15 protein-coding genes, 1 tRNA gene and 1 rRNA gene are annotated in these 26,087 nt (G+C 70.0%); 4 read left to right on the plus strand and 13 right to left on the minus strand.

Annotation, left to right across the window (positions count from 1 at the left end):
* Positions 1–82: 82 nt before the first annotated feature.
* The 3 genes from ACZ4WS_RS43970 (at position 83) to ACZ4WS_RS43980 (ending at position 6,927) form a co-directional block, all read left to right on the plus strand.
* A complete protein-coding gene (locus ACZ4WS_RS43970) occupies positions 83–5,188 on the plus strand; it encodes an ATP-dependent helicase (protein ID WP_467989256.1) in 5,106 nt (1,701 codons plus the stop codon).
* Between the two features lie 99 nt (positions 5,189–5,287).
* Positions 5,288–6,130 carry an Fpg/Nei family DNA glycosylase gene (locus ACZ4WS_RS43975; RefSeq protein ID WP_467989258.1) on the plus strand — a complete coding sequence of 281 codons (843 nt, stop codon included), beginning with the start codon at positions 5,288–5,290 and terminating at the stop codon, positions 6,128–6,130.
* 32 nt (positions 6,131–6,162) lie between these two features.
* The gene (locus ACZ4WS_RS43980; RefSeq protein ID WP_467989260.1) at positions 6,163–6,927 is read left to right on the plus strand and encodes an SDR family NAD(P)-dependent oxidoreductase; all 765 of its coding nucleotides are present in this window, start codon (positions 6,163–6,165) and stop codon (positions 6,925–6,927) included.
* Positions 6,928–7,084: 157 nt separating this feature from the next.
* On the opposite strand, the gene ACZ4WS_RS43985 is transcribed toward ACZ4WS_RS43980, so the two are convergent.
* The 10 genes from ACZ4WS_RS43985 to ACZ4WS_RS44030 all read right to left on the minus strand — a co-directional run bounded on the left by ACZ4WS_RS43985 (position 7,085) and on the right by ACZ4WS_RS44030 (position 21,911).
* A complete protein-coding gene (locus ACZ4WS_RS43985; RefSeq protein ID WP_467989262.1) occupies positions 7,085–7,354 on the minus strand; it encodes a hypothetical protein in 270 nt (89 codons plus the stop codon).
* A gap of 95 nt (positions 7,355–7,449) precedes the next feature.
* A complete protein-coding gene (locus tag ACZ4WS_RS43990; RefSeq protein WP_467989264.1) occupies positions 7,450–7,920 on the minus strand; it encodes a Dps family protein in 471 nt (156 codons plus the stop codon).
* A 199-nt stretch (positions 7,921–8,119) separates the two neighbouring features.
* A complete protein-coding gene (locus ACZ4WS_RS43995; protein ID WP_037620346.1) occupies positions 8,120–8,497 on the minus strand; it encodes a helix-turn-helix domain-containing protein in 378 nt (125 codons plus the stop codon).
* A 109-nt stretch (positions 8,498–8,606) separates the two neighbouring features.
* On the minus strand, positions 8,607–9,152 hold the full coding sequence (locus ACZ4WS_RS44000) for a CinA family protein (RefSeq protein ID WP_467989266.1): 546 nt from the start codon (positions 9,150–9,152) through the stop codon (positions 8,607–8,609).
* The gene (pgsA, locus tag ACZ4WS_RS44005; protein WP_467989268.1) at positions 9,149–9,871 is read right to left on the minus strand and encodes a CDP-diacylglycerol--glycerol-3-phosphate 3-phosphatidyltransferase; all 723 of its coding nucleotides are present in this window, start codon (positions 9,869–9,871) and stop codon (positions 9,149–9,151) included. The genes ACZ4WS_RS44000 and pgsA overlap by 4 nt, the downstream gene beginning before the upstream one ends.
* Positions 9,868–11,343 (minus strand): 30S ribosomal protein S12 methylthiotransferase RimO, encoded by a 1,476-nt coding sequence (gene rimO, locus ACZ4WS_RS44010; protein ID WP_467989270.1) that lies wholly within the window; start codon positions 11,341–11,343, stop codon positions 9,868–9,870. Before rimO ends, pgsA begins: the two co-directional genes overlap by 4 nt.
* Before the next feature lie 91 nt (positions 11,344–11,434).
* The gene (locus ACZ4WS_RS44015; protein WP_467989272.1) at positions 11,435–12,295 is read right to left on the minus strand and encodes a helix-turn-helix domain-containing protein; all 861 of its coding nucleotides are present in this window, start codon (positions 12,293–12,295) and stop codon (positions 11,435–11,437) included.
* A 263-nt stretch (positions 12,296–12,558) separates the two neighbouring features.
* Positions 12,559–15,291, minus strand: coding sequence for a DNA translocase FtsK (locus ACZ4WS_RS44020; RefSeq protein WP_467989273.1), 2,733 nt, complete (start codon positions 15,289–15,291; stop codon positions 12,559–12,561).
* Between the two features lie 124 nt (positions 15,292–15,415).
* The gene (locus ACZ4WS_RS44025) at positions 15,416–16,099 is read right to left on the minus strand and encodes a response regulator (RefSeq protein ID WP_028802361.1); all 684 of its coding nucleotides are present in this window, start codon (positions 16,097–16,099) and stop codon (positions 15,416–15,418) included.
* Positions 16,100–16,412: 313 nt separating this feature from the next.
* Positions 16,413–21,911, minus strand: coding sequence for a HAMP domain-containing protein (locus tag ACZ4WS_RS44030; protein ID WP_467989276.1), 5,499 nt, complete (start codon positions 21,909–21,911; stop codon positions 16,413–16,415).
* 343 nt (positions 21,912–22,254) lie between these two features.
* Between ACZ4WS_RS44030 and ACZ4WS_RS44035 the strand changes: the two genes are divergently transcribed.
* On the plus strand, positions 22,255–25,002 hold the full coding sequence (locus ACZ4WS_RS44035; protein ID WP_467989278.1) for a SpoIIE family protein phosphatase: 2,748 nt from the start codon (positions 22,255–22,257) through the stop codon (positions 25,000–25,002).
* Positions 25,003–25,050: 48 nt separating this feature from the next.
* On the opposite strand, the gene ACZ4WS_RS44040 is transcribed toward ACZ4WS_RS44035, so the two are convergent.
* The 3 genes from ACZ4WS_RS44040 to rrf all read right to left on the minus strand — a co-directional run.
* A tRNA-Thr gene (locus tag ACZ4WS_RS44040) sits at positions 25,051–25,126 on the minus strand.
* Positions 25,127–25,219: 93 nt separating this feature from the next.
* The gene (locus tag ACZ4WS_RS44045) at positions 25,220–25,882 is read right to left on the minus strand and encodes a DegT/DnrJ/EryC1/StrS family aminotransferase (RefSeq protein ID WP_467989286.1); all 663 of its coding nucleotides are present in this window, start codon (positions 25,880–25,882) and stop codon (positions 25,220–25,222) included.
* Positions 25,883–25,996: 114 nt separating this feature from the next.
* A 5S ribosomal RNA gene (rrf, locus tag ACZ4WS_RS44050) occupies positions 25,997–26,087 on the minus strand; the annotation flags it as partial.

Raw genomic sequence — 26,087 nt, forward strand, 5'->3', positions numbered from 1 at the left:
GCCGAACCGGCCCGCACCACTCACGGTCACGACATTTTCGCAGGTCAGAGCCATTGTCAGTGGCCGGGTGCAGGATGGACGCATGGTCAGCTCCGCACACCGAGCCCTAGACGGCTTCTCCCCCGCGACCCGCGGCTGGTTCACGGGGGCCTTCTCCGCGCCCACCGCGGCCCAGGCCGGGGCGTGGGCGGCCATCGGCGAGGGCTCGGACGTGCTGGTCGTCGCCCCGACCGGCTCCGGCAAGACCCTGGCCGCGTTCCTCGCCGCGCTCGATCAGCTGGCTTCGACCCCGCCGCCGGCCGACCCCAAGAAGCGCTGCCGGGTGCTGTACGTGTCGCCACTCAAGGCCCTCGCGGTCGACGTCGAGAGGAATCTGCGCAGCCCGCTGACCGGTATCCGGCAGGAGTCGGTGCGCCTCGGGCTGCCCGAGCCCGAGGTCAAGGTGGGCATCCGCTCCGGCGACACCCCGGCCGCCGAGCGCCGCGCTTTGGCCACGCGTCCGCCGGACATTCTGATCACGACCCCCGAGTCGCTGTTCCTCATGCTGACGTCGGCCACGCGCGACGCGTTGACGGGCATCGACACGGTGATCCTGGACGAGGTGCACGCGGTGGCGGGCACCAAGCGCGGCGCCCATCTGGCGCTCACCCTGGAGCGCCTCGACGAGCTGCTGCCCAAGCCCGCGCGCCGCATCGGCCTCTCCGCCACCGTGCGCCCGGTGGACGAGGTCGCGCGCTATCTCTCGCCCCGGCGCAAGGTGGAGATCGTCCAGCCGCCGTCCGGTAAGGAGTTCGACCTCTCCGTGGTCGTCCCGGTCGAGGATCTGGGCGAGTTGGGCGGCTCCCCGGTCGCCGATGCCAATGAGGGAGCCGAAAAGCCCTCGATCTGGCCGCACGTCGAGGAGCGGATCACCGACCTCGTCCAGGCCCACCGGTCCACGATCGTGTTCGCCAACTCCCGCCGCCTGGCGGAGCGGCTCTGCAATCGGCTGAACGAGATCGCGTACGAGAGGGCGACCGGCGAGCCCCTGGAGGAGGCTCACGCCCCGGCCCAGCTGATGGGCGGCTCGGGCGCGGCGCAGGGCGCCCCTCCGGTCATCGCCCGCGCCCATCACGGCTCGGTCTCCAAGGAGCAGCGGGCCCTCGTCGAGGAGGACCTGAAGGCGGGCCGCCTGCCCGCCGTGGTCGCCACCTCCAGTCTCGAGCTGGGCATCGACATGGGCGCGGTGGACCTCGTCGTCCAGGTCGAGTCGCCCCCGTCCGTGGCCTCCGGCCTCCAGCGCGTGGGCCGCGCGGGCCACCAGGTGGGCGCGGTCTCCACCGGCGTCGTCTTCCCCAAGTACCGGGGCGACCTGGTCCAGGCGGCCGTGGTCACCGAGCGAATGCGCACCGGCTCCATCGAGTCCCTCCGGGTCCCCGCCAACCCCTTGGACGTGCTGGCCCAGCAGCTCGTCGCCATGACCGCGCTAGACACCTGGCAGGTCGACGACCTGCTCGCCACGGTCCGGCGCGCGGCGCCCTTCGCCTCGCTCCCCGAGTCGGCGTTCACCGCCGTGCTCGACATGCTCGCGGGCCGCTATCCGTCCGACGCCTTCGCGGAGTTGCGGCCGCGCGTGGTGTGGGACCGCGTCGCCGGTACGGTCACGGGCCGCCCCGGTGCCCAGCGCCTCGCCGTCACCTCCGGAGGCACGATTCCGGACCGCGGGCTCTTCGGGGTCTTCCTCGCGGGGTCCGACCCCAAGAAGGGCGGCGGCCGGGTCGGCGAGCTCGACGAGGAGATGGTCTACGAGTCCCGCGTCGGCGATGTCTTCACGCTCGGCACCAGTTCCTGGCGCATCGAGGACATCACCCGTGACCGCGTCCTGGTCTCACCCGCACCCGGCGTCCCGGGCAGGCTGCCATTCTGGAAGGGCGACCAGCTCGGCCGTCCGCTCGAACTGGGCCGCGCGGTCGGCGCGTTCCTCCGCGAGGTCGGCTCGCTCCCCAAGGACGACGCCCGACTCCGGTTGCTCGCCGCGGGACTGGACGCCTGGGCGGCCGACAACGTGCTCTCGTACCTCGCCGAACAGCGCGAGGCCTGCGGGCACATCCCGGACGACCGCACCATCGTCGTCGAGCGGTTCCGCGACGAGCTGGGCGACTGGCGGGTCGTCGTGCACTCCCCCTTCGGCGCCCAGGTCCACGCCCCCTGGGCCCTGGCGCTGGGCGCCCGGCTCTCCGAGCGGTACGGCATGGACGCCCAGGTCATGCACGCCGACGACGGCATCGTGCTGCGGCTGCCGGACGCCGACCTGATGGGCCTGGATCTGCTCGACCAGGAGCCCAGGAAGACGGGCACTCCTTTGAACACGGCGGCCGACGCGGAGCAGGCGCCCGTCGGCGCGGCCGACGTCGCCTTCGACAAGGGCGAGGTCGACCAGATCGTCACCGACCAGGTGGGCGGCTCGGCCCTGTTCGCTTCCCGGTTCCGCGAGTGCGCCGCCCGCGCGCTGCTGCTGCCGCGCCGCAGCCCAGGCAAGCGCACCCCGCTGTGGCAGCAGCGCCAGCGCGCCGCCCAACTGCTCCAGGTGGCCAGCGAGTTCGGATCGTTCCCGATCGTCCTGGAGGCGGTCCGCGAATGCCTCCAGGACGTCTTCGACGTCCCGGGCCTCACGGAGCTGATGGGCGACATCGAGTCCCGCAAGGTGCGCCTCGTCGAGGTCACTACACCGGAGCCGTCGCCGTTCGCCCGCTCCCTGCTCTTCGGCTACGTCGCCCAGTTCCTGTACGAGGGCGACTCACCCCTCGCCGAGCGGCGCGCCGCCGCCCTGTCGCTTGACTCGCGGCTGCTCGCCGAACTCCTCGGCCAGGCGGAGCTGCGCGAGCTGCTCGACGCCGACGTCCTGACCGAGCTGGAGCGCGAGCTCCAGTGGCTCACCGAGGATCGCCGCGTCAAGGACGCCGAAGGCGTCGCGGACCTCCTGCGCCTGCTCGGCCCGCTCACGGACGCCGAGCTGGCCGAGCGGGGCGCCGAGCCGCACTGGGCCCAGGAGCTCGCGGCGGCCCGCCGCGCCATCCGGGTCCGGATCGCCGGGGCCGACCACTGGGCGGCGATCGAGGACGCGGGCCGTTTGCGCGACGCACTGGGCACCGCACTGCCCGTCGGCGTCCCGGAGGCCTTCACCGAGCCGGTCAAGGACCCGCTGGGCGACCTCCTCGCGCGGTACGCGCGCACCCACGGCCCGTTCACCTCGACCACGGCCGCCGCCCGCTTCGGTCTCGGTACGGCCGTCACGGACGGAGCGCTGCAGCGACTCGCCGCGAGCGGCCGTGTCGTGCAAGGAGAGTTCCATCCGGCGGGCATCGGCCAGGAGTGGTGCGACGCGGCGGTCCTGCGCAGGCTGCGACGCCGTTCGCTCGCGGCTCTGCGCCACGAGCTGGAGCCGGTGCCGCCCGCCGCGCTCGCGCAGTTCCTGCCGCAGTGGCAGCACGTCGGCAGCGGGCACGGGCTGCGCGGTATCGACGGACTGGTGCGCGCCATCGAGCAGTTGCAGGGCGCATCCGTGCCCGCCTCCGCGCTGGAGAAGCTGGTCCTGCCGTCCCGGGTCGTCGGTTACACCCCGGCGATGCTCGACGAGCTCACCGCCGCCGGGGAGGTGGTCTGGGCCGGTGCCGGGGCGCTGCCCGGCAAGGACGGCTGGGTCTCGCTGTATCTGGCGGACACGGCACCACTGCTCCTGCCGGCCCCGCACCCCCTTGAGCTGACCGCGCTTCACCAGTCGGTCCTGGACACCCTCTCCGGGGGCTACGGCCTCTTCTTCCGCCAGATCGCCGACCAGGTGCGCGCCACCACACACCCCGACGTCACCGATCCCCAACTGGCCGACACCATCTGGGACCTTGCCTGGTCCGGACGGCTCACGAACGACACGCTCGCGCCGATGCGCGCCCTGCTCGGCTCCGGCCGTACGGCAGGCTCCACGGCCCACCGCGCCAAGCGCTCGGTCCCGCGCGGGCGTTACGGCTCCCTGACCGGCGCCGCACGCCCCCAGTCCCGTACCGGACCGCCGACCGTCGCGGGCCGTTGGTCACTGCTTGCGGCCCGCGACCCCGACCCCACCGTGCGCGCTCACGCCCTGGCCCGCACACTGCTCGACCGGCACGGCGTGGTGACGCGGGGCGCCGTCGCCGCGGAGGGCGTCGAGGGCGGCTTCTCGGCGATATACCGCATCCTCTCCGCCTTCGAGGACAGCGGCCAGGCACGCCGTGGCTATGTGGTGGAGGGTCTCGGCGCCGCCCAGTTCGCGATGGACGGCGCGGTGGACCGCCTGCGCGCGGCGGCGAACGCGCGGGACCGGGGCGAGGCCCTGTCCGAACCCGACGTCGCGAACGGCTTCCCTGGCCGGGACGGCTTCCCGGGCGATCGCGGCTCCGCAAACGCCTACGGCTTCCCCGCCGACGGCGGCAACGCGCACACTTCCGGCTTCCACAGCGACGGCGGCCCCGGACACGCTTCCGGATTCCCCGGTGATGGCGGCTCGGCGCACGCCTCCGAATTCTCCCGCGACGGCGGCTACGGACACACCCCTGGATTCCCTGACGACCAAGCCCCGATGGACGCCTTCGGCCATCCCCTCGACCTCGGCCCGGCGAACGCCTCCGGATTCCCGGACGGCTCCGACTACCCCGACGCCCACAGCTTCTCCGCCGACTCCGCCTCCCCCGCCCGCTCCGCCTCCGCGGCCCGCTCCGCCTTCTCCAACGGCCCCGCTTTCCCCACCAGCCACTACTCGAACAACCGCTCCCGCTCCCGCGCGACGACCCAAGCCGTGGTCCTGGCCGCCGCCGACCCCGCCAACGCCTACGGCGCGGCCCTCCCCTGGCCCGAGCCCCCGACCGGCGCGGGGCACAAGCCGGGCCGCAAGGCGGGGTCCCTGGTCGTACTCGTCGACGGCGAGCTGACCCTGTACATGGAGCGCGGCGGCAAGACCCTGCTGGCCTGGCCCTCCGCCCCGGACGGCGCGGTCATGGAAGACGCACGTCTGCGCGCCGCCGCCGAGGCCCTCGCCGTGGCCGCCCGCGCGGGCTCCCTCGGCACGGTCACGGTGGAGCGGGTCAATGGCGCCTCCGCCCTGACATCCCCCTTCGGCACCCTCCTGGAAGGAGCAGGCTTCATCGCGACCCCCCGCGGACTGCGCCTGCGCGCGTGAATCCGCTTCGAGAACCATGACCGCCCCGGAGAGGGCCCCGGCCATCCCGGACAACGGATCGCCGAAGACGCCCTCTCCCCGACATGCCACCCTGGTCCCATGCCCGAAGGAGACACCGTCTGGCAGGCCGCGAGACGACTGCACATCGCCCTCGCGGGCAAGGTGCTGACCCGCTCCGACCTGCGGGTGCCCAAGTACGCCACCGCCGACCTCACCGGCCGCTCCGTCCTGGATGTCACCCCGCGCGGCAAGCACCTCCTCGCCCGGATCGAGGGCGGGCTGACCCTGCACTCGCATCTGCGGATGGACGGCTCGTGGAAGGTGTACGCGAACGGTCAGCGCTGGACCGGCGGCCCCACGCACCAGATCCGTGCCGTCCTCGGCACCGCGGACCGCACAGCCGTCGGCTACCGCCTGCCCGTACTGGAGCTGCTCCGCACCACCGACGAGGACCGCGCCGTCGGCCATCTCGGCCCCGATCTCCTGGGCCCCGACTGGGACCCGGACAAGGCCCTGGAGAACCTGTTGCGTGACCCCGCCCGCCCCCTCGGCGAGGCCCTGCTCGACCAGCGCAATCTCGCCGGCATCGGCAATGTCTACAAGAGCGAGCTGTGTTTCCTCCTCGGGGTCACCCCCTGGCTCCCCATCGGCGACGTCCCCGCCGATCGCGCCGCCAAGCTGCCTGCCCTCGCCAAGAAGCTCCTGGAGGCCAACCGCGACCGTCCGGCGCGCAGCACCACGGGCCGCCGCGACCAGAACCTCTTCGTGTACGGCCGCACGCCCCGCCCCTGCCTGCGCTGCCGGACCCCGATCCGTACGGCCGACCAGGGCGACGGCTCCCGCGAGCGCCCCACCTACTGGTGCCCGAGATGCCAAGCGGGCCCCACCCCGCCACCGAGCGGCGCCCAACCCCGTACCAGTCCCCGACGTACGACTAATTGACGGCCCGTCAGAAACCCTCGTACCGTCCCTTCATGCCCCTCAAGGCGTACGACCTCACCGGACGCACCGCATTCGTCACCGGCGCCGCCAGTGGCATAGGCCGCGCATCCGCCATCCTGCTCTCGGAGGCGGGCGCCACCGTCCACTGCGCGGACCGCGACGCGCAGGGCCTGCATGAGACGGCGACCCTGATCAAGGACCAGGGCGGCACCGCCCGCACCCACCCGCTCGACGTCACCGACCACGCCCAGCTCAAGCAGGCCATCGAGTCCTGCGAACGACTCGACGTCATGGCGGCGGTCGCCGGAATCATGCACAGCAGTCCGGTGCTGGAGACCCGTGACGAGGATCTCGACCGGGTACTGGGCATCAACTTCAAGGGTGTGCTGTACGCCTGCCAGGAAGCGGCTCGCCTCATGATCACAAAAGGCATCCGCGGCAGCATCATCACGATGGCCTCCGGCGCCGTCGACACCGGCGGCCCCGGCCTGCTCTGTTACGGCGCGGCGAAGGCGGCGGTCGTCCAGTTGACGAAGACCCTGGCGACCGAGATCGGCCCGCACGGCATCCGCGTCAACGCGGTCGCGCCCGGATGGATCCGCACGCCGATGACCGACCGCCACGACGAGAAGGCACAGGCGCACACCGAAGCGTTCATGGCCCGGCTGTCCCCGCTGGGCCGGGTCGGCGAACCCGAGGACATCGCCCACGCCGTACTGCACCTGGCGTCCGACGCCTCGGCGTTCACCACGGGCCAGATCCTCCGCCCCAACGGCGGCGTCGCGATGCCCTGGTAGCCCACTCGCCGGGACCTCGGCACACCCCCCGCGCGCTCACGCACTCCCCCCACACGCCCCTACACGCCCCGGCGCGCCCTTCACGGCGCCCACCGCCGCCCTTCCTTGCGAAGAGCGCCCCGACGTCCGCCCCCTCCCCACCGAGCGCCTCCACCCCCTATCGCACGCCGCCCGCAGGCCCCCTGCGAGCCCTCCGCCGCCGCCACGCCTCCCGCATCGCCGGCCACCACTGATCCGACCCCACGGCACCCACCGCCCGAGCCTTCGGCACACAGTGCACCGGCAGCAGGCTCAGCCCCCAACCCCCGGCCGCGACCGCCCCCTCCAGCACCCCCGCATCGGGCACCAGCGCGAGCCGGAGCACACTCCACCACCACAGCGCACCGAGCCCCAGTGCCGCCCCCCAGCGCACTATTCGCCCTGCCATGGCGCCCACCTCCAGCCCGACGCTAGAACGCCGCCCTCACGCACCGGCAGGGCGCACCGGCGGCACACAGGCGCATCCCGGGAACCCGAGGGCGGTCACCCGTTCTCCGCCTGGAACATCCAGTGGTGCTTCTCGAGGTCGGCCGTGATCCCGATGAAGATGTCCTGGCTGACAGGGTCAGGTTCCCCGGTCGCCTCCACACGCTCCCGCATCCGCGTGATCACCGCGCTCAGCGCGTCCACCAGCGTGCCCACTGCGTCGGTGTCCTTGACCCAGCCCTCGGGCGTCGCGCCAATGCCGCTGCTGGTGGCCACGGTCGAGGCCCGTCCGTCCGGCGGGACACCCAGCGTCGAGGCGCGCTCCGCCACGGTGTCGGAGTGCAGCCGCGCGGTGTCCACGACCTCGTCGAGCTGGAGGTGGATGGAACGGAAGCGCGGTCCGACCACGTTCCAGTGAACCTGCTTCGCCACGAGCGAGAGGTCCACCAGGTCGACCAGCGCGCCCTGCAGCGCCACGGCCACGATCTTCAGGTCCGCGTCGGACAAGGGGCTCTTCACGACGTACATCCCGGTCCTCCGTTTCTTGCGATCCGATCCCACCAACCATGCCATAAACGCACAATTCGGGTCACTTGAGGCAGTCGAGAGTCCCGTTGGAGGCGCGGACAAGCAAAAGCCCCGGCCGTCGCCCCCAGGTTCCCCTGGAGACGCCCCGGCCGGGGCTTCGCACATGCATCCTCAGCTCAGGAGCACGAGCTCGTGAGCGTCAGGCGGCGACGACGTCAACCGCCTCGGCAGGTGCCTTGATCGTGACCCGTTCCGGTGGCACGCCGGTCACCGATACGGAATTGAGCATCGGGCGACGCACCGGCGCGGGCACCGGTTCGGTGGCCGCAGCCGACTGTGCCAGCTCGGCGAGGGCGAGCTCGTCGCTCACTTCTCGCATGAGCTCGGACATCCGTACGTCCAACGCGTCGCAGATCGCGGAGAGCAGCTCGGAGGATGCCTCCTTCTGCCCCCGCTCCACCTCGGAGAGATAGCCGAGTGAAACTCGGGCGGACGAGGAGACTTCGCGCAGAGTACGGCCCTGGCGCTGGCGCTGCCGACGCAGCACGTCACCCAGCAGGCGACGGAGCAGAATCATCGGTGGCTCCCTCCTCGGACCGCGTAGCCGCATCCTTCACGCCCCACCGTACCGCCTTGCGCCGCGGCCGTGCGGGGAGCGATGTCGTGTTCACTCAGGGCTGCAAACATCAAAACCCCCCGTTCTGTTCCGTATCCTGTGCCCGCTCATTCCCGGTCTGTTCGCCCGCAAGCTCCTTCAGGAGCAGTGCGAGTACGCTCCGTACACTCTCCATACGGATTTCCGCACGATCGCCGTTCAACCGCAGCGGTACGACTTTCCCGCCACCAACGGCATGAAAAATCGCATCGGACGGCCCATCGACGGCCACGAAAACCGTCCCGACCGGGTGCCCGTCCTGAGGTTCGGGACCGGCGACTCCGGTGGTCGCGATTCCCCAGTCGGCACCCAGGGCCTTCCGCACTCCGACCGCCATCTGGGCCGCGACCTGCGGATCCACCGCACCGCGCTCGGCCAGCAGAGTGGCGTCGACGCCGAGCAGCTGGTGCTTGAGCTCGGTGGCGTACGCGGTCACGGAGCCCCGGAAGGCCTTCGAGGCACCGGGCGTCGCGGTGATCTCCGCCGCCACCAGACCACCGGTGAGCGACTCGGCGACGGCGAGCGTCTCGCCCCTCACCGTGAGTAGTCGCAGCACTTCGGCGGCCGGCGAACTCACCGCTCCGCCTCCTCGGCCACCGCCTGCCGCTCGGCGATTCCACGCCTGCGCAGCACAATGGCCTGTCTTACGTAGTCGAGCCCTGTCACGACCGTCAGGACGACCGCCACGGCCATCACCCAGAACCTGAGGGTGGCCAGCGGCCCCGTCAGCGCCAGGATGTACATCCCGACCGCCGTGCCCTGCGTCAGCGTCTTCAGCTTGCCGCCGCGGCTCGCCGGGATGACCCCGTAACGGATCACCACGAAGCGCAGCAGGGTGATCCCGAGCTCACGCCCGAGGATCACCCCTGTCACCCACCACGGCAGATCGCCGAGCGAGGACAGACAGATCAGCGCCGCGCCCATGATCGCCTTGTCGGCGATGGGGTCGGCGATCTTCCCGAAGTCGGTGACGAGGTTGTACGTGCGCGCCAGATGGCCGTCGAAGATGTCGGTGATCATGGCGACGGCGAAGGCCGCCCAGGCCCACGCGCGCATGGCGGGGTCGTACCCCCCGTCGGCCAGCATCAGGGCCACGAAACCCGGCACGAGGACGAGCCGGATCATGGTCAGGATGTTCGCGATGTTCCAGAGGCTGGCCTGGTTGACGGCCGCAGCGCCCAGCTTCCCGCCTCGCGCCGGCTTCGCGCCCCCCGGAACGCCGGGTGCGCCGGGAGCGCCCGCCGCACCTTTCGCGCTGGAGGAGCCGCCCGCCGCGGATGCCGGGACTCCGGTCATCTGCCCGCCTCCTCAGTACACGGGAGCGAGCCCAGGAGCGGCTCGGCCACCAGATCGACACCTTCCGTACCGACCACCTTGGCCTCGACGATACGGCCGACGGTCAGACCTTCGCTGCTCGTGAACAGCACCTGGCCGTCCGTCTCGGGCGCCTGGTGCGCGGCGCGGCCGACCGCGCCCTCCTCGTCGTCGATGGACTCGACGAGCACGTACACGGTCTCGCCGACGCGCTCCTCGGCGCGCTGCGCGACCAGCTCCTCGGCGAGCCGGGACACGCGCGCGAGGCGCTCGTCGACCACGTCCTGGTCGAGCTTGTGCTCGTACGTCGCCGCTTCCGTGCCCTCCTCGTCGGAGTACCCGAAGACGCCGATCGCGTCGAGGCGCGCGTTGGTGAGGAACCGCTCCAGTTCCGCGAGATCGGCCTCGGTCTCGCCAGGGAAGCCCACGATGAAGTTGGACCGCACACCGGCCTGCGGGCCCTTGGAGCGGATCGTGTCGAGCAGCTCCAGGAAGCGGTCGGTGTCGCCGAAGCGCCGCATCGCGCGCAGCACGTCGGGCGCGGAGTGCTGGAAGGACAGGTCGAAGTAGGGCGCGATGTCCGGTGTCGACGTCAGGACGTCGATGAGTCCGGGGCGCATCTCGGCGGGCTGCAGGTAGCTGACCCGCACGCGCTCGAGGCCCTTGATCTCGGCGAGCTCGGGCAGCAGGGTCTCCAGGAGGCGGATGTCGCCCAGGTCCTTGCCGTACGAGGTGTTGTTCTCGGAGACCAGCATGATCTCCTTGACGCCCTGCTCGGCGAGCCAGCGCGCCTCGTTCAGTACGTCGCTGGGGCGGCGCGAGATGAACGAGCCGCGGAAGGACGGGATGGCGCAGAAGGAGCAGCGCCGGTCGCAGCCGGAGGCGAGCTTCACCGAGGCGACGGGCGAGCCGTCGAGGCGGCGGCGCAAGGGCGCGCGCGGGCCGGACACCGGGGCCACGCCCTCGGGGAGGTCCGAAGGGGCGCCGTGACCGGGAAGGGCCACTTCCTCGCCTGCGCTCTGGCGCTCGGCCGGGCTGATCGGCAGCAGCTTGCGGCGGTCGCGCGGGGTGTGGGAGGCGTGGATGCCGCCGTTCAGGATGGTCTGGAGGCGGTCGGAGATGTCGGTGTAGTCATCGAAGCCGAGCACGCCGTCGGCCTCGGGCAGCGCCTCGGCGAGCTCCTTGCCGTACCGCTCGGCCATGCAGCCCACCGCCACGACGGCCTGGGTTCTGCCATGCCCCTTGAGGTCATTGGCTTCGAGGAGGGCGTCTACGGAGTCCTTCTTGGCGGCCTCGACGAAGCCACAGGTGTTGACGACGGCTACGTCCGCATCCTCGGCGTCCTCCACGAGTTGCCAGCCGTCCGCCTCCAAGCGGCCTGCGAGCTCCTCCGAGTCCACCTCGTTACGGGCGCAGCCAAGGGTGACGAGTGCGACGGTACGGCGTTCAGGCATGGGCTCAAGACTACTTCGTCCCGCTGACAGCCCACGTCGACGGGGTTGGCCGATCTTGGCCAACCCCGTACCGGCATACCCCTTCGGACCGTTATCCGACCTGGGGGTCGCCCTTCGTATACGTGAGACGCTCGACCGCGCCGGGCTGGAAGGCGTCCTCGATCTTCTTGCCGTTCACGTACAGCTGGATCGCGCCGGCGTCGCCGAGGATGAGGTTGATCTTCGAGTTGTCCTGGAAGGTCTTCGACTCGCCCTTGTTCAGCAGCCCGTCGAAGAGCATCCGGCCGTTGTGGTCCTTGGCGGAGATCCAGCTGCGGCCGTCGGTGGCGCTCACCTGGACGGTCACCTTGTCCGCGGGGGCGGCGGCGATGGCACTGTCGGACGGATCGGGCTTCGGGTCGGCGGGCTTGCTGCTCTCGGGCGTGGCCGAGGGGGTGGTCTTGCTCGCGGTCGGCGTGGACCCCTCGGCGACCTGCGTCTTCGCGTCACTCCCGCTGTCGCTGCCCTTGACGACGGTGAACCCGACGAAGCCGATCACCGCGACGATCGCCGCGACCATGGCCGCCGTCCAGTTCGGCCCGCGGCGCTCGGGACGGATACGTTCCGCCTCGAAGAGCGGGGCGGCCGGTGTCGGTGCGGGGCGCCCGCCGTGCTCGGCGTCGTACCGGGCGAGGAGCGGGGCCGGATCGAGGCGGACGGCGCGTGCCAGGGTCCGGATGTGACCGCGCGCGTAGACGTCGCCGCCGCAGGGGGCGAAGTCGTCCTGCTCGATCGCTTGCACAATGCCGATGCGGACCCGGGTGGCGTTGCTGACGTCGTCGACGGTCAGCCCGGCTTCGATGCGCGCCTGCTGCAGGGCACGGCCGATCGAAAACTGCTCGGTCTCGCGGTCGTCTTCGAACGGACGCTCGTCTTCGGGGGAGTTGCCGTCGGGGGAGTTGCCGATGGACACGGGGGCGCCTTTCGAGCGTGTAGCCACCTGTGCTGGAGGTTCAGTCTAGGGGGGGTACGAAAGGGTGGGGCAACCGGGCGGTAGGACTTTGTACGCCATCAGAATGGCCGGTCATCCTGATGCTGGGACATGTACGTGTCCCCTCCCTCAAATTGACGTACGCCGAGGGGAAACGGTTGCCCGCCGATCGCTTACGGGTGAGTCACGTTCGCCTGTCCGGCTGCCGCGAACCCACCCGCCCGGTGACCGACCTGCCCGATTCCTTACCCTTCAGCTTCCCCACGTATCACGGCGAGCACTCCATCCAGCTCATCAGCCTTCACAAGAACGTCACGCGCCTTGGAGCCCTCGCTCGGCCCGACGACGCCGCGGGACTCCATGAGGTCCATCAGGCGCCCCGCCTTGGCGAAGCCGACGCGGAGCTTGCGCTGGAGCATCGAGGTGGAACCGAACTGCGTGGAGACGACCAGTTCGGCCGCCTGGCACAGCAGGTCGAGGTCGTCGCCGATGTCCTCGTCGATCTCCTTCTTCTGCTTGGCGCCGACGGTGACGTCGTCCCGGAAGACGGGCGCCATCTGGTCCTTGCAGTGCTGGACGATGGCCGCGACCTCGTCCTCGGTCACGAAGGCACCCTGCATACGGGTGGGTTTGTTGGCGCCCATCGGCAGGAACAGCCCGTCGCCCTTGCCGATCAGTTTCTCGGCGCCCGGCTGGTCGAGGATGACGCGGCTGTCGGCGAGCGAGGAGGTGGCGAAGGCGAGCCGGGACGGCACGTTCGCCTTGATCAGACCGGTGACGACGTCGACGGACGGCCGCTGCGTGGCGAGCACCAGGTGGATGCCGGCCGCGCGCGCGAGCTGCGTGATGCGCACGATCGCGTCCTCGACGTCGCGCGGCGCGACCATCATGAGGTCGGCGAGCTCGTCGACGATCACCAGCAGGTACGGGTACGGGCTCAGCTCGCGCTCGCTGCCTTCCGGCAGCTTCACCTTGCCGTTCCTGATGGCCTCGTTGAAGTCGTCGATGTGCCGGTAGCCGAACGCCGCGAGGTCGTCGTAGCGCAGGTCCATCTCGCGTACGACCCACTGCAGGGCCTCGGCGGCCCGCTTCGGGTTGGTGATGATCGGTGTGATCAGGTGCGGGATGCCCTCGTAGGCGGTCAGCTCGACGCGTTTGGGGTCGACGAGGACCATGCGCACGTCCTCGGGGGTCGCGCGGACCATGACGGACGTAATCAGGCAGTTAATGCATGACGATTTACCGGAACCGGTCGCTCCGGCCACCAGGACGTGCGGCATCTTCGCGAGGTTGGCCATCACATAGCCGCCCTCGACGTCCTTGCCGAGCGCGACCAGCATCGGGTGGTCGTCCTCGGCCGCGTCCGCGAGGCGCAGGACGTCACCGAGGTTGACCATCTCGCGGTCGGTGTTGGGGATCTCGATGCCGACCGCGGACTTGCCGGGGATCGGGCTGATGATCCGCACGTCGGGGCTGGCGACGGCGTACGCGATGTTCTTGGTGAGCGCGGTGATGCGCTCGACCTTCACGGCGGGGCCGAGCTCGACCTCGTACCGCGTGACCGTCGGACCGCGCGTGAAGCCGGTGACGGCGGCGTCGACCTTGAACTCCATGAAGACGTTCGACAGCGAGGCGACCACCGTGTCGTTGGCGGCGCTGCGCGTCTTGCCGGGGCCGCCGCGCTCCAGGAGGTCGAGCGACGGCAGGGAGTAGGTGATGTCGCCGGAGAGCTGGAGCTGCTCCGCGCGCGGGGGCAGGTCGCGTGGCTCGTCGGGCGCGGCCTTGGTGAGGTCGGGCACGACGGACTCGACCTTGAGCATCTCCTGCTTGGGCGCCTTGGTGCCCTTGGCGCGCGCGGCCGGGACGGGCGTCGTCTCCTCGTACCCGTCCCGCTCCACGCTGACGCCCTGCGTCAGATCGGCGACCAGCGGCGAGGGCGGCATGCCGTGCAGCACGGCCCCGTCGAGCGCGGCAGCGGCCGCCGCGGCGACGTCCACGGCGTCCATCGGCCGGCTCATGTCCGGCTGCTGCACCGCGAGCCGCCTGGGGCGGCCCCGGCGCTTGGTGAGCGCCTCCTGTTCGGCGTTGTCGGGGTCATACGCCTCAGGGGCGCGCGAGCGCCTCCGGGAGCGCGCGGGGAGCGCCTCGCGCCACTGCTCGTCGTAGCGCTCGTCGTCCTCGCCGAGGTCGTCCTCGTCGACGTCGGCCTGGACGATGCCCAGCTTCTGGCCGAGCAGCCGCAGCCGCTGCGGAATCGCGTTGACCGGGGTCGCCGTGACGACCAGCAGACCGAAGACGGTCAGCAGCACCAGGAGCGGTACGGCGAGGACGTCGCCCATCGTGTACGTCAGTGGGGTGGACGCGCCCCAGCCGATGAGCCCGCCGGCGTCCCTTATCGCCTGCATGCCGTCGCTGCGCGCGGGCGCTCCGCAGGCGATGTGGACCTGGCCGAGCACGCCGATGACGAGCGCGGACAGGCCGATCACGATGCGGCCGTTGGCCTCGGGCTGCTCGGGGTGCCGGATGAGCCGGGCCGCGATGACGCCGAGCAGTATCGGGACGAGCAGGTCGAGGCGGCCGAAGGCGCCGGTCACCAGCATCTCGACGAGGTCGCCCACGGGGCCGCGCAGATTGGACCAGGTACCCGCCGCGACGATCAGCGCGAGGCCGAGCAGCAGGAGCGCGAGACCGTCCTTGCGGTGCGCAGGGTCGAGTCCCTTCGCGCCCCGCCCTATGCCGCGGAACATCGCTCCGACGGCGTGCGCGACACCGAGCCAGAGGGCGCGTACGAGTTTGTACACGCCCGCGGTCGGGTTGGGCGCCGGCGCGGGTGGGGCCTTTTTCGCCGCGGCTTTCTTGGCGGGCGCCTTCTTCGCGGCGGCCTTTTTCGCCGGGGCGGCCTTCTTCGCCGGAGCCTTCGTCGGAGCGGCCGCCTTCTTCGCGGGCGGCTTCTTGGCTGCGGACTGACGTGAGGCCATGTGTGTGAGGTTACCGGTGGAGACGACAAGGGACACGTGCGCCTACTGCTTCACCCGTTCGTGTCGCCCTTACCGGGGCCCGAAACTGACGCCGACTCACCGTGAGCGAGCGCCTCCGTGCAACTCAGTTCTGCGACGGCACCGACGGCGCCCCGCTCCCCGTGCCCGGCTCCAACGCGTCCAGCGCCCTGCGCAATCCCGTGAGTTTGCGTTCGAGATGGGCCGCGGTCGCTACCGCCGCCGCGTCCGCCGAGTCGTCGTCGAGCTGCTTGGACAGCGCCTCGGCCTGCTCCTCAACGGCCGCGAGCCGCGCCGAGAGTTCGGCGAGCAGCCCGGCGGGCTCCTTGGCCTCGCCGAGGGCCGCCTTGCCGCCACCCTCCAGCTGGAGCCGCAGCAACGCTGCCTGCTCCCGGAGTTGGCAGTTCTTCATGTAGAGCTCGACGAAAACCGAGACCTTGGCGCGCAGCACCCACGGGTCGAACGGCTTGGAGATGTAGTCCACCGCACCCGCCGCGTACCCCCGGAAGGTGTGGTGCGGGCCATGGTTGATGGCGGTGAGGAAGATGATCGGGATGTCCCGGGTCCGTTCTCGCCGCTTGATGTGCGCGGCGGTTTCGAAACCGTCCATGCCTGGCATCTGGACGTCCAGCAGAATGACCGCGAAGTCGTCCGTGAGTAGTGCTTTGAGCGCTTCCTCCCCGGACGATGCCCGCACCAGTGTCTGATCGAGCGCGGAGAGGATCGCCTCCAGCGCCAACAGATTCTCCGGCCGGTCATCGACCAGGAGGATCTTGGCCTTCTGCACCATGGCCCGCCCTCCTCGCCCCGGCAGTGCACCGGGCGCCGCCCCAGGGGACGACTCCCTTGCGCCGCCCGTCCTTGTGCCGGTCATGGTAGCCGCACCCTGCCTGTCGCCACACCCTGTCACCGCGATGTCACTGTGCACGTAGCAGAAACGTAGCGGGAGACCAGAAGGTTCCCCGAATCCCGTACTTCTACACGGCTTCGGCCACAGTCAGTTATGCGCGGCCGGGCCTGCCGCGCCGCCGGTTCGGCACGCACGCCCCGGCGGCCCGGTCGCTGACAGCGCGTAGCGGCCGGGCCCGCCGGACACGAGCTGGTCACTCCTCACGCATCCACTGCTCCATCACGGAGAGCAGATGGTCGGGATCGACCGGCTTCGTGACGTAGTCGGACGCACCCGACTCGATGGCCTTCTCCCGGTCGCCCTTCATCGCCTTCGCCGTGAGCGCGATGATCGGCAGCCCGGCGAACTGCGGCATCCGGCGAATCGCCGTAGTCGTCGCGTAGCCGTCCATCTCGGGCATCATGATGTCCATCAGGACGACCGTCACATCATCGTGCTGTTCCAGGACTTCGATGCCCTCACGGCCGTTCTCGGCGTACAGCACCGAAAGGCCGTGCTGCTCCAGGACGCTGGTGAGCGCGAACACGTTGCGGATGTCGTCGTCGACGATCAGCACCTTCTCGCCCTCGAAGCGGACGCCGCGGCGCGGCTGCGGCGCCGCGTCCTGCCGGCCCGCGGACGCCCACTGGTCCTGAGCCGAATCCGGGGCCCCGCCAGGCTGCCCCGGCACCGCCGTCCGCTGCTCGGCCGCGGTCACCGCCCTGCGGCGCCGCCGGAAGAGCGCTGCGGGCCCGTTCTGGGTCTCCCGGTACGACTTCACCTCGGCCGGCGTCTCGATGTCCGACCCGGACAGCTCCGCCTCGGAGGCCAACAGCTCCCCGGCCTCCAGCGCGGGCGCCAGCTGCCCGTAACCCTGCGGCGGCAGTTCGCTCGGGTGCAGCGGCAAATACAGCGTGAACGTGGAGCCGCGTCCCGGCTCGCTCTGCGCGTGGATCTCGCCGCCCAGCAGCCGCGCGATCTCCCGCGAGATGGACAGCCCCAGACCCGTACCGCCGTACTTCCGGCTCGTCGTGCCGTCCGCCTGCTTGAAGGCCTCGAAAATGACCCGCATCTTGCTGGCCGCGATGCCGATGCCGGTATCCGTCACGGAGAACGCGATCAGACCGGCGTCCGCGTCCCGCAGCGAACCGGCCTCCAGGAGCTGCTCCCGGATGGCCACCGGAACGTCCGCCCCGGCGGGCCGGATCACCAATTCGACCGCTCCGGAGTCGGTGAACTTCACCGCGTTGGACAGCAGGTTGCGCAGCACCTGAAGGAGCCGCTGTTCGTCGGTGTGCAGCGTGGCGGGCAGTTCCGGCGACACGCGTACGGAGAAATCGAGCCCCTTCTCTGCCGTCAGCGGACGGAAAGTGGCCTCTACGTAGTCGACGAGTTGGACGAGCGCGATGCGGGTCGGCGACACGTCCATCTTGCCCGCCTCGACCTTCGACAGGTCGAGGATGTCGTTGATCAGCTGGAGCAGGTCGGAGCCCGCGCCGTGGATCGTCTCGGCGAACTCGACCTGCTTCGGGGTGAGGTTCGTGTCCGCGTTGTCGGCGAGCAACTTGGCGAGAATCAGCAGGGAGTTGAGCGGCGTACGCAGCTCGTGCGACATGTTCGCCAGGAACTCGCTCTTGTAGCGCATGGAGACCGCGAGCTGCTCGGCGCGCTCCTCCAGGACCTGCCGGGCCTCTTCGATCTCGGTGTTCTTGACCTCGATGTCGCGGTTCTGCTGGGCGAGCTGCTCGGCCTTCTCCTCCAGCTGGGCGTTGGAGTCCTGGAGTGCCTTCTGGCGGCTCTCCAACTCGGCCGAGCGCTCCTGGAGTTGCTCCGTCAGCTCCTGCGACTGCTTGAGCAGCACCTCCGTCTTGGTGTTGACGGAGATGGTGTTGACGCTCGTCGCGATCATCTCGGCGATCTGGTTCAGGAAGTCCTTCTGGATCTGCGTGAACGGCGTGAAGGACGCCAGCTCGATGACGCCGAGCACGGTCCCTTCGAAGAGCACCGGAAGCACGATCACCTGCGCCGGAGGCGCCTCGCCGAGCCCGGAGGAGATCTTCAGGTAGCCACTCGGCGCGTTCTCCACCAGGATCGTGCGCTTCTCCTGGGCGGCCGTCCCGATCAGTGCCTCGCCGGGCAGGAACGACGTCGGCATGGAACCCATTGAGTAGCCGTACGAGCCGAGCATGCGCAGCTCGTACGCTTCCTCGTCGCTCCCCGCCTCCTTGCCGTCGACGAGCGGCATGGAGAGAAAGAACGCGCCGTGCTGTGCGGAGACGACGGGCGTCAGCTCGCTCATGATCAGCGAGGCCACGTCGTCGAGGTCGCGGCGTCCCTGCATCAGGGCGGAGATACGGGCGAGGTTGCCCTTGAGCCAGTCCTGCTCCTTGTTGGCGATCGTCGTGTCGCGCAGGTTGGCGATCATCTTGTTGATGTAGTCCTGAAGTTCCTGGATCTCGCCCGAGGCGTCCACATCGATCTTCAGGTTCAGGTCGCCGCGGGTCACCGCGGTCGCCACGCGCGCGATGGCACGCACCTGCCGGGTCAGGTTCCCGGCCATCTCGTTCACCGACTCGGTGAGGTCGCGCCAGGTGCCGTCGACGTCACGGACGCGTGCCTGACCGCCCAACTGCCCCTCGGTGCCCACCTCGCGGGCGACTCGGGTGACCTCCTCGGCGAAGGACGAGAGCTGGTCGACCATCGTGTTGATGGTGGTCTTGAGCTCCAGAATCTCGCCGCGCGCGTCGATGTCGATCTTCTTGGTCAGGTCGCCCTTGGCAATGGCCGTGGTGACCATCGCGATGTTGCGCACCTGACCGGTCAGGTTGGACGCCATCCCGTTCACGGACTCGGTGAGGTCCTTCCACGTACCGGACACGCCCGGTACGCGCGCCTGCCCGCCGAGGATGCCGTCCGTGCCCACCTCGCGGGCAACCCGGGTGACCTGGTCGGCGAACGAACTCAGCGTCTTCACCATCGTGTTGACGGTGTCGGCGAGCTGCGCGACCTCGCCGCTCGCCTCGACCGTGACCGTCTTGGTCAGGTCGCCGTTGGCCACCGCGGTCGCGACCTGCGAGATGTTCCGCACCTGACTCGTCAGGTTGTTGGCCATCAGGTTGACGTTGTCGCTCAGGTCCTTCCAGATGCCCGTGACGCCGGGCACCCGGGCCTGGCCGCCCAGATTGCCGTCGGTGCCCACCTCGCGCGCGACCCGGTTCACCTGCTCGGCGAAGTTGGAGAGCTGGTCGACCATCGTGTTGACGGTGGTGACGAGTTCGAGGATCTCGCCCTTGGCGTCGACAGTGATCTTCTTCGACAAGTCACCCTTGGCGACCGCGGTCGTGACCTCGGCGATGTTGCGCACCTGAATGGTCAGGTTGTTCGCCATGAAGTTCACGGACTGCGTGAGGTCCTTCCAGGTGCCGGAGACACCCTGCACCTCGGCCTGACCGCCCAGCTGCCCCTCGGTGCCCACCTCGCGGGCGACCCTGGTCACCTGCTCGGCGAAGTTCGAGAGCTGGTCCACCATCGTGTTGAGGGTGTTCTTCAGCTCCAGGATCTCGCCGCGCGCGTCCACGTCGATCTTCTGCGACAGGTCACCCCGGGCCACCGCGGTCGCGACCTGCGCGATGTTCCGTACCTGGGCGGTGAGGTTGCCCGCCATGCCGTTCACGGAGTCGGTCAGGTCGCGCCACACACCGGCGACGCCGGGCACCTGCGCCTGCCCGCCGAGGCGGCCCTCCGTACCCACTTCGCGGGCGACCCGCGTCACCTGGTCGGCGAACGCGGAGAGCTGATCGACCATCGTGTTGATGGTGTTCTTCAGCTCCAGGATCTCGCCGCGCGCGTCCACGTCGATCTTCTGCGACAGGTCACCCCGGGCCACCGCCGTGGTGACCTGGGCGATCTGCCGTACCTGCGAGGTCAGGTTCCCCGCCATGAAGTTGACGGAGTCGGTGAGTTCCTTCCACGTACCGGACACGCCGTCCACGCGGGCCTGACCACCGAGGCGGCCCTCCGTACCCACGTCCCGGGCCATCCGCGTCACCTGGTCGGCGAAGCTCGACAGCTGATCCACCATCGTGTTCACGGTGTTCTTCAGCTGGAGCATCTCGCCGGAGACATCGACGGTGACCTTCTGCGACAGATCACCGTTGGCGACCGCCGTCGTCACCTGCGCGATGTTGCGCACCTGCCCCGTCAGGTTCTGGAACGCCGTGTTGACGGAATCGGTGAGGTCCTTCCAGGTACCGGCCACACCCGGGACCTGCGCCTGACCGCCCAGTTCACCCTCGACGCCGACCTCGCGCGCCACACGCGTGACCTCGACACCGAACGACGACAGCTGGTCCACCATCGTGTTGACGGTGTTCTTCAGCTCCAGCATCTCGCCGGCGACGTCGACGGTGACCTTCTGGGAGAGGTCACCGTTGGCCACAGCCGTGGTCACCGCGGCGATGTCGCGCACCTGAGTCGTGAGATTCCGGAAGACCGTGTTGACGGAATCCGTCAGGTCCTTCCACGTCCCCGCCGCACCCGGCACGTTCGCCTGCCCGCCGAGCCGCCCCTCGCCGCCGACTTCGTTGGCCACACGCGTGACCTCGTCGGCGAACGTCCGCAGCGTCTCGGTCATCTGGTTGATCGTCTCGGCGAGCTGCGCGACTTCACCGCGCGCACTGACCGTGACCTTCTGCGACAGATCACCGTTGGCGACCGCCGTCGTCACCTGCGCGATCCCGCGCACCTGGGCCGTGAGGTTTCCGGCCATCAGGTTCACCGAATCGGTGAGGTCCTTCCACACACCGGCCACACCGGGCACCTGCGCCTGGCCGCCGAGCTCGCCTTCGGTGCCCACTTCGCGCGCGACTCGCGTCACCTCGGAGGAGAACGAGGACAGCTGGTCCACCATCGTGTTGACGGTGTTCTTGAGCTCCAGCATCTCGCCGGCCACATGAACCGTGACCTTCCGGGACAAGTCACCCTTGGCAACCGCCGTCGTCACGAGAGCAATGTCACGCACCTGAGCCGTCAGCCGGTACGCCATGGTGTTGACCGAATCCGTGAGATCCTTCCACGAACCGGACATACCGCGCACCCGGGCCTGCCCGCCCAGCTTGCCCTCGGTGCCCACCTCGCTGGCCACGCGCGTGACTTCGTCGGTGAACGTCGACAGCTGGTCGACCAGATTGTTGACCGTCCGTCCGACCTTGAGAAACTCACCCCGCAATGGATGCCCGTTACCGTCGGCCGCCAGCGCCCGCAGCTCCATGCGCGGCGACAGATCGCCCTCCGCGACCGCGGACAGCACCCGGCCGACCTCGGAGACAGGCCGTACGAGATCGTCGACGAGCGCGTTGGACGCGTCGATCGCGGCCGCCCAGGAGCCCTCGCAGGCGCCCGCCTCCAGCCGCTCCGTGAGCTTTCCCTCACGTCCGACCATGCGTCGTACGCGCGACAGCTCACCCGTCAGATGCAGATTGCGGTCGGCAACTTCATTGAAAACCGCCGCAATCTCGGACATCACGCCGTCGCCGGAGACCGTGAGCCGCTTGCGGAAGTTGCCGTCCCGCATCGACACCAGGGCCGCCAGCAGCCGGTTCAGGGCAGCCGTGTCCACTGCCGTAGTGCCGTTGCGCGGTGTGCGCCCGTTGTTCAGGGACTGTCCGCCTTTCGCGCGCGTCTTAGTGCCCCGCGTCGCTGCGCCAGACTCCACTGTGTCCCTCCCGCAAGGGTCGACCATTACTGCTCGGCGTACTCGGGTACTTCTGCTCGGCGTGCTGTAACGCACTCGGCCTGCCCGGTGCTACTCATTGGAGCTTGCCCAGTGTTTCACCATGGTTGAACCAGGCCATAACAGTTCGGCAGCTTCGCACATCGTCCGCACACCGCCCGGCCGAAAACAGTGCACACCCTTCGGACGGAAACACTGGTGACCGGCATCCGCATGGACCGCGAAGGTAAGTAACCTTGCATGCGGCTGTCCAGCTGTGCCGGTCCCGTCCGGCCTGGGCGGTGGCACGAGCACGAGCGGGCAGGCATCGGAGGGGCGCCGCACCATGACCACCGGACTGCATCCTGGGGGATCGTCCCAGGATCCCCGGCCGACGGGGAACCACGCACTGCCCCGGCAGGAGCGGGTCGGCCACGGAAGCCTGCACGCCGACAACCGGACAAGGAGTTCTGTGATCACCGCGCGCGCGGCCGCCAATTTCGAGCCCGTGGGGCGATCCGTCGCGACCGCCCGGTCCTTCGTCCGTGACACCCTCCAGGGCTGGGGCTTCGCCGACATCGTCGACGACGCCGTGGTCCTCACCAGCGAGCTGGTCACCAACGCTGTCGTGCATGCGGGCACCTCCGCGGACGTCCTGTGTCTGCGCAGCGACGACGGCGTACGCATCGAGGTGGCAGACCGCTACCCGGAACGAGAGATTCCACTCCAAGCGACGGCCGTCAATATGGGCAGTCCCGACCGCGAGGGCGGCCGCGGCCTCCAGCTGTGCGCGGCCCTGGCCGGCCACTGGGGCGTCGAGTACACGCCCACGCACAAACAGGTCTGGTTCCAGCTCGACCTCCCCGAGCGCCCGGTGGGCACCCGCGCCGCCGGCCCCGCCCTCCCCGCCGACCTCCTCCCCCTCGCCGACGGACGCGTACGCGTCGCGGTCATCCAGATCGACCGCTCCTGCGCCATCAACGCCTGGAACGAGGACGCCGAGGAGCTCTTCGGGTACGCGGCCGAGCAGGTCACCGGCAAGCCGCTCACCGACCTCGCGGCCTGGCCGCACACCCCGGGCACCAGCACCGGCATCGCCGAGGCCCTCCAGCTCTCACGCTGGGAGGGCAGTTACGGCATCCGCGGCGCCAACGGCCGCGTCACGCCCGTCTACGCCTCGCACCTCCGGGTCCGTGACACGGGCGGCGAGCCCTCCACGGTCTGCCTTCTCGTACGCGACCACGAACGCGCCGTCCTCCAGACCCCGTTGCGCCTGCCCGCCTCGGACGCGGCCCCCAGCGTCGAGGGCCAGGCCTCGGACCCCTTCGAGGTCTTCATCGGCTCTCCGGCACCCGATGACCTGGACGGCCTCCTCCAGCGCACGGTGGAGCGCGCCCGCGACATGCTCGACGGCGACTCCGCCTTCCTGCTCCTGGCGACGGACGACGAAACGGAGTTGGAGGTACGAGCCTCCACGGGCCTCCCCTCCGCCCGCCAGCGCTTCGCCCGCGTCCCCGTCGAAGCGGGCCCCGGCCGCTACGGATCGGCCCGCATGCCCGCCGTCCACGAGGACCTGACCGTCGTCCCCGGCGCCGTCCCCCTGCTGAGCGGCACCGGCATGCGCTCGGTCGTCACGGTCCCGCTGAAGGTCGAGGGCCGCCTCACCGGCTCGCTCGGCGTCGCGGCCGAGTCGCCCAACAGGTACTCCAACGAGGAAGCTCTGCGCCTCCAGTTCGCCGCCGACCGCATCGCACTGGCGGTGGAATCGGCCCGCCTGGGCGAACTGGAACGCCTGCGCCGCGGCTCACTGTCCTTCCTCGTAGAGGCCTCCGACCTCCTCGCCGGCACCCTGGACCGCGACCAGACACTGGCTCTCATGGCCCAGATGACGGTCCCGACCCTGGCCACCTGGTGCGCCGTCTACACGATCGCCGACCAGGCCTCGGAGCCGTATCTCTCATATGTCCTGCACGAGGACGAGGAGCGCATCGACGGCCTCAAGGCCCTCTTGTCGAAGATCGCCCCACCGGACCCGGTCCCCACCCCGGGCGCCCGCGTCTGGTCGGCTCCCGCCGAGGCGGCCCACCAGGCCGCCCTGCGCACCTCCATGCGCAGCCTCGACCTCGGCGAGCCCGCGACGGTGAGTTCCGGCATCGGTACGACGCTGGCGACGGCCTCGGCGGTCGGCGGCGAGACCGTCGTACTCCCCCTGGTGGCCCGCAACCGCGTCATCGGCATGCTGACGCTCGGCAAGCCGTCGGACGAACACTTCCGCCAGGAAATCCTGGAGTTGGCCGAGGACCTCTCACGCAGGGCCGCCCTGGCGCTCGACAACGCCCGCCTGTACTCGGAGCGCATGGCCATCAGCCAGTCCCTCCAGCGCAGCCTGCTGCCCCCGGAACTGCCCCACATCCAGGGTGTGGAGGTCGAGGTCATCTACCGCGCCGCGGGCGAGGGCAACGAGGTCGGCGGCGACTTCTACGACCTCTTCCCCATTCGCGACGGCGCGTACGGCTTCGCCATCGGCGACGTCTGCGGTACGGGCCCGGAGGCGGCGGCGGTCACGGGTCTGGCCCGGCACGCGCTCAGGCTCCTGGCCCGTGAGGGCTACGGCGGCCCGGCCGTCCTGGAGCGCCTCAACTCCGCGATCCTCGACGAGGGCGCCCGCAGCCGCTTCCTGACGCTCCTGTACGGCGAGTTGTGGCCCCAGGAGGACGGCTCGGCGGTCCTGAAGGTGGTCTGCGCCGGCCATCCGCTCCCGCTGCGCCTGCGCCAGGACGGCACGGTCGAACCGGCCGCCGAACCCCAGCCGCTGCTGGGTGTCATGGAGGACCTGGAGCTGTACGAGCAGACGGTCACCCTCGACCCGGGCGACGTCCTGCTGTGCGTCACGGACGGCGTCACGGAACGCCGCGAGGGCACCCGCATGTTGGGCGACGACGGCCTCACGGACGTCCTCACCACGTGCACGGGCCTGACGGCCGGCGCGGTGGCGGCCCGCATCATGCGCGCCGTCGAACGCTTCGCCTCCGACGCCCCGTCCGACGACATGGCAATCCTGGCGATGCGGGTTCCCGGTCTCCAGAAGGACTGATGAGGGCATGAAAAAGCCCCCGCCCTATTGGGCGGGGGCTTTTTCTGCTGGAGCCCCCCAACGGAATCGAACCGTTGACCTTCTCCTTACCATGGAGACGCTCTGCCGACTGAGCTAGGGGGGCCAGTCACCTTTCGAGGTTTCCCTCGCGGCAACGAAATAGATCATACCCCGAACAGAAGCGTGCTCCCAACCACTCCGTCGCAGTCCTGTTGGGTCAGAAGGCGGGCTGCAGCAATCCTCCGAGGGCATTGCACGCGGAGACGATCCGCTGCATCTCCCGCTTCGTCAACGACGCTTCCACGGGCAGCGCGAGCGTCTCGTCCGCGGCCCGCTCGGTCTCCGGAAGAGGTACGTCCCGACGGAACCCGGGCATGCGGTGCACAGGCGTCTTCACCGGCACCCTGCACTCAACTCCCCTGGCCCGCACGGCCCGTGCGAAGGCGTCCCGGTCCGGCCGCCCATTGCCCGGCACCCGCACCACGTACTGCTGGTAGGTGTGCCCGTCGCCGCCGTCGGGCGTGCGCACGCCGCTCAAACGCGCGTCGAGATACGCCGCCCGCGCCCTGCGCTGCGCAATCTCGTCGTACGGCGCCTCGGCCTCGCCCTGCTCAAGCACCAGGAGCCCGTGCCGCTGCCCGACCTCCCGCAGCCGCACCATGTCCGCGGACCGCCCGAAGCGGTGTACGACGACGAGCGCCGCCGTCCGACGGGAGACGCCAGCCTCGACCGCACGCGCGTCGAGGCAGTATGTCGACGGGTTTATGTCGGCGAAGACGGCCGTCGCACCGGCCTGGGTCACGGCCTCGGCGACCTCGACGTTCCCGAACGCCGGCACGATGACCTCGTCACCGGCTCCCACGCCCGCAGCCCTGAGCATTGCAGCAGTACCCATGCCGCGGATGCTCGTCGTGCAATGTGAACGCAAAGTGACGCACAACAAAAAAGAGCTGGTCCTCGAACCGAAGTTCGGGGACCAGCTCTTTTAATATTAGTTCGGCGGCGTCCTACTCTCCCACAGGGTCCCCCCTGCAGTACCATCGGCGCTGTGAGGCTTAGCTTCCGGGTTCGGAATGTAACCGGGC

This window comes from Streptomyces sp. NPDC029292 (assembly GCF_055569295.1).

Bases quoted from the DNA above. Each gene is read 5' to 3' on its own strand.
- ACZ4WS_RS43970 (WP_467989256.1), top strand. From the start codon at position 83: ATGGTCAGCTCCGCACACCGAGCCCTAGACGGCTTCTCCCCCGCGACC.
- ACZ4WS_RS43975 (WP_467989258.1), top strand. From the start codon at position 5,288: ATGCCCGAAGGAGACACCGTCTGGCAGGCCGCGAGACGACTGCACATC.
- ACZ4WS_RS43980 (WP_467989260.1), top strand. From the start codon at position 6,163: ATGCCCCTCAAGGCGTACGACCTCACCGGACGCACCGCATTCGTCACC.
- ACZ4WS_RS43985 (WP_467989262.1), bottom strand. From the start codon at position 7,354: ATGGCAGGGCGAATAGTGCGCTGGGGGGCGGCACTGGGGCTCGGTGCG.
- ACZ4WS_RS43990 (WP_467989264.1), bottom strand. From the start codon at position 7,920: ATGTACGTCGTGAAGAGCCCCTTGTCCGACGCGGACCTGAAGATCGTG.
- ACZ4WS_RS43995 (WP_037620346.1), bottom strand. From the start codon at position 8,497: ATGATTCTGCTCCGTCGCCTGCTGGGTGACGTGCTGCGTCGGCAGCGC.
- pgsA (WP_467989268.1), bottom strand. From the start codon at position 9,871: ATGACCGGAGTCCCGGCATCCGCGGCGGGCGGCTCCTCCAGCGCGAAA.
- rimO (WP_467989270.1), bottom strand. From the start codon at position 11,343: ATGCCTGAACGCCGTACCGTCGCACTCGTCACCCTTGGCTGCGCCCGT.
- ACZ4WS_RS44020 (WP_467989273.1), bottom strand. From the start codon at position 15,291: ATGGCCTCACGTCAGTCCGCAGCCAAGAAGCCGCCCGCGAAGAAGGCG.
- ACZ4WS_RS44025 (WP_028802361.1), bottom strand. From the start codon at position 16,099: ATGGTGCAGAAGGCCAAGATCCTCCTGGTCGATGACCGGCCGGAGAAT.
- ACZ4WS_RS44035 (WP_467989278.1), top strand. From the start codon at position 22,255: ATGACCACCGGACTGCATCCTGGGGGATCGTCCCAGGATCCCCGGCCG.
- ACZ4WS_RS44045 (WP_467989286.1), bottom strand. From the start codon at position 25,882: ATGCTCAGGGCTGCGGGCGTGGGAGCCGGTGACGAGGTCATCGTGCCG.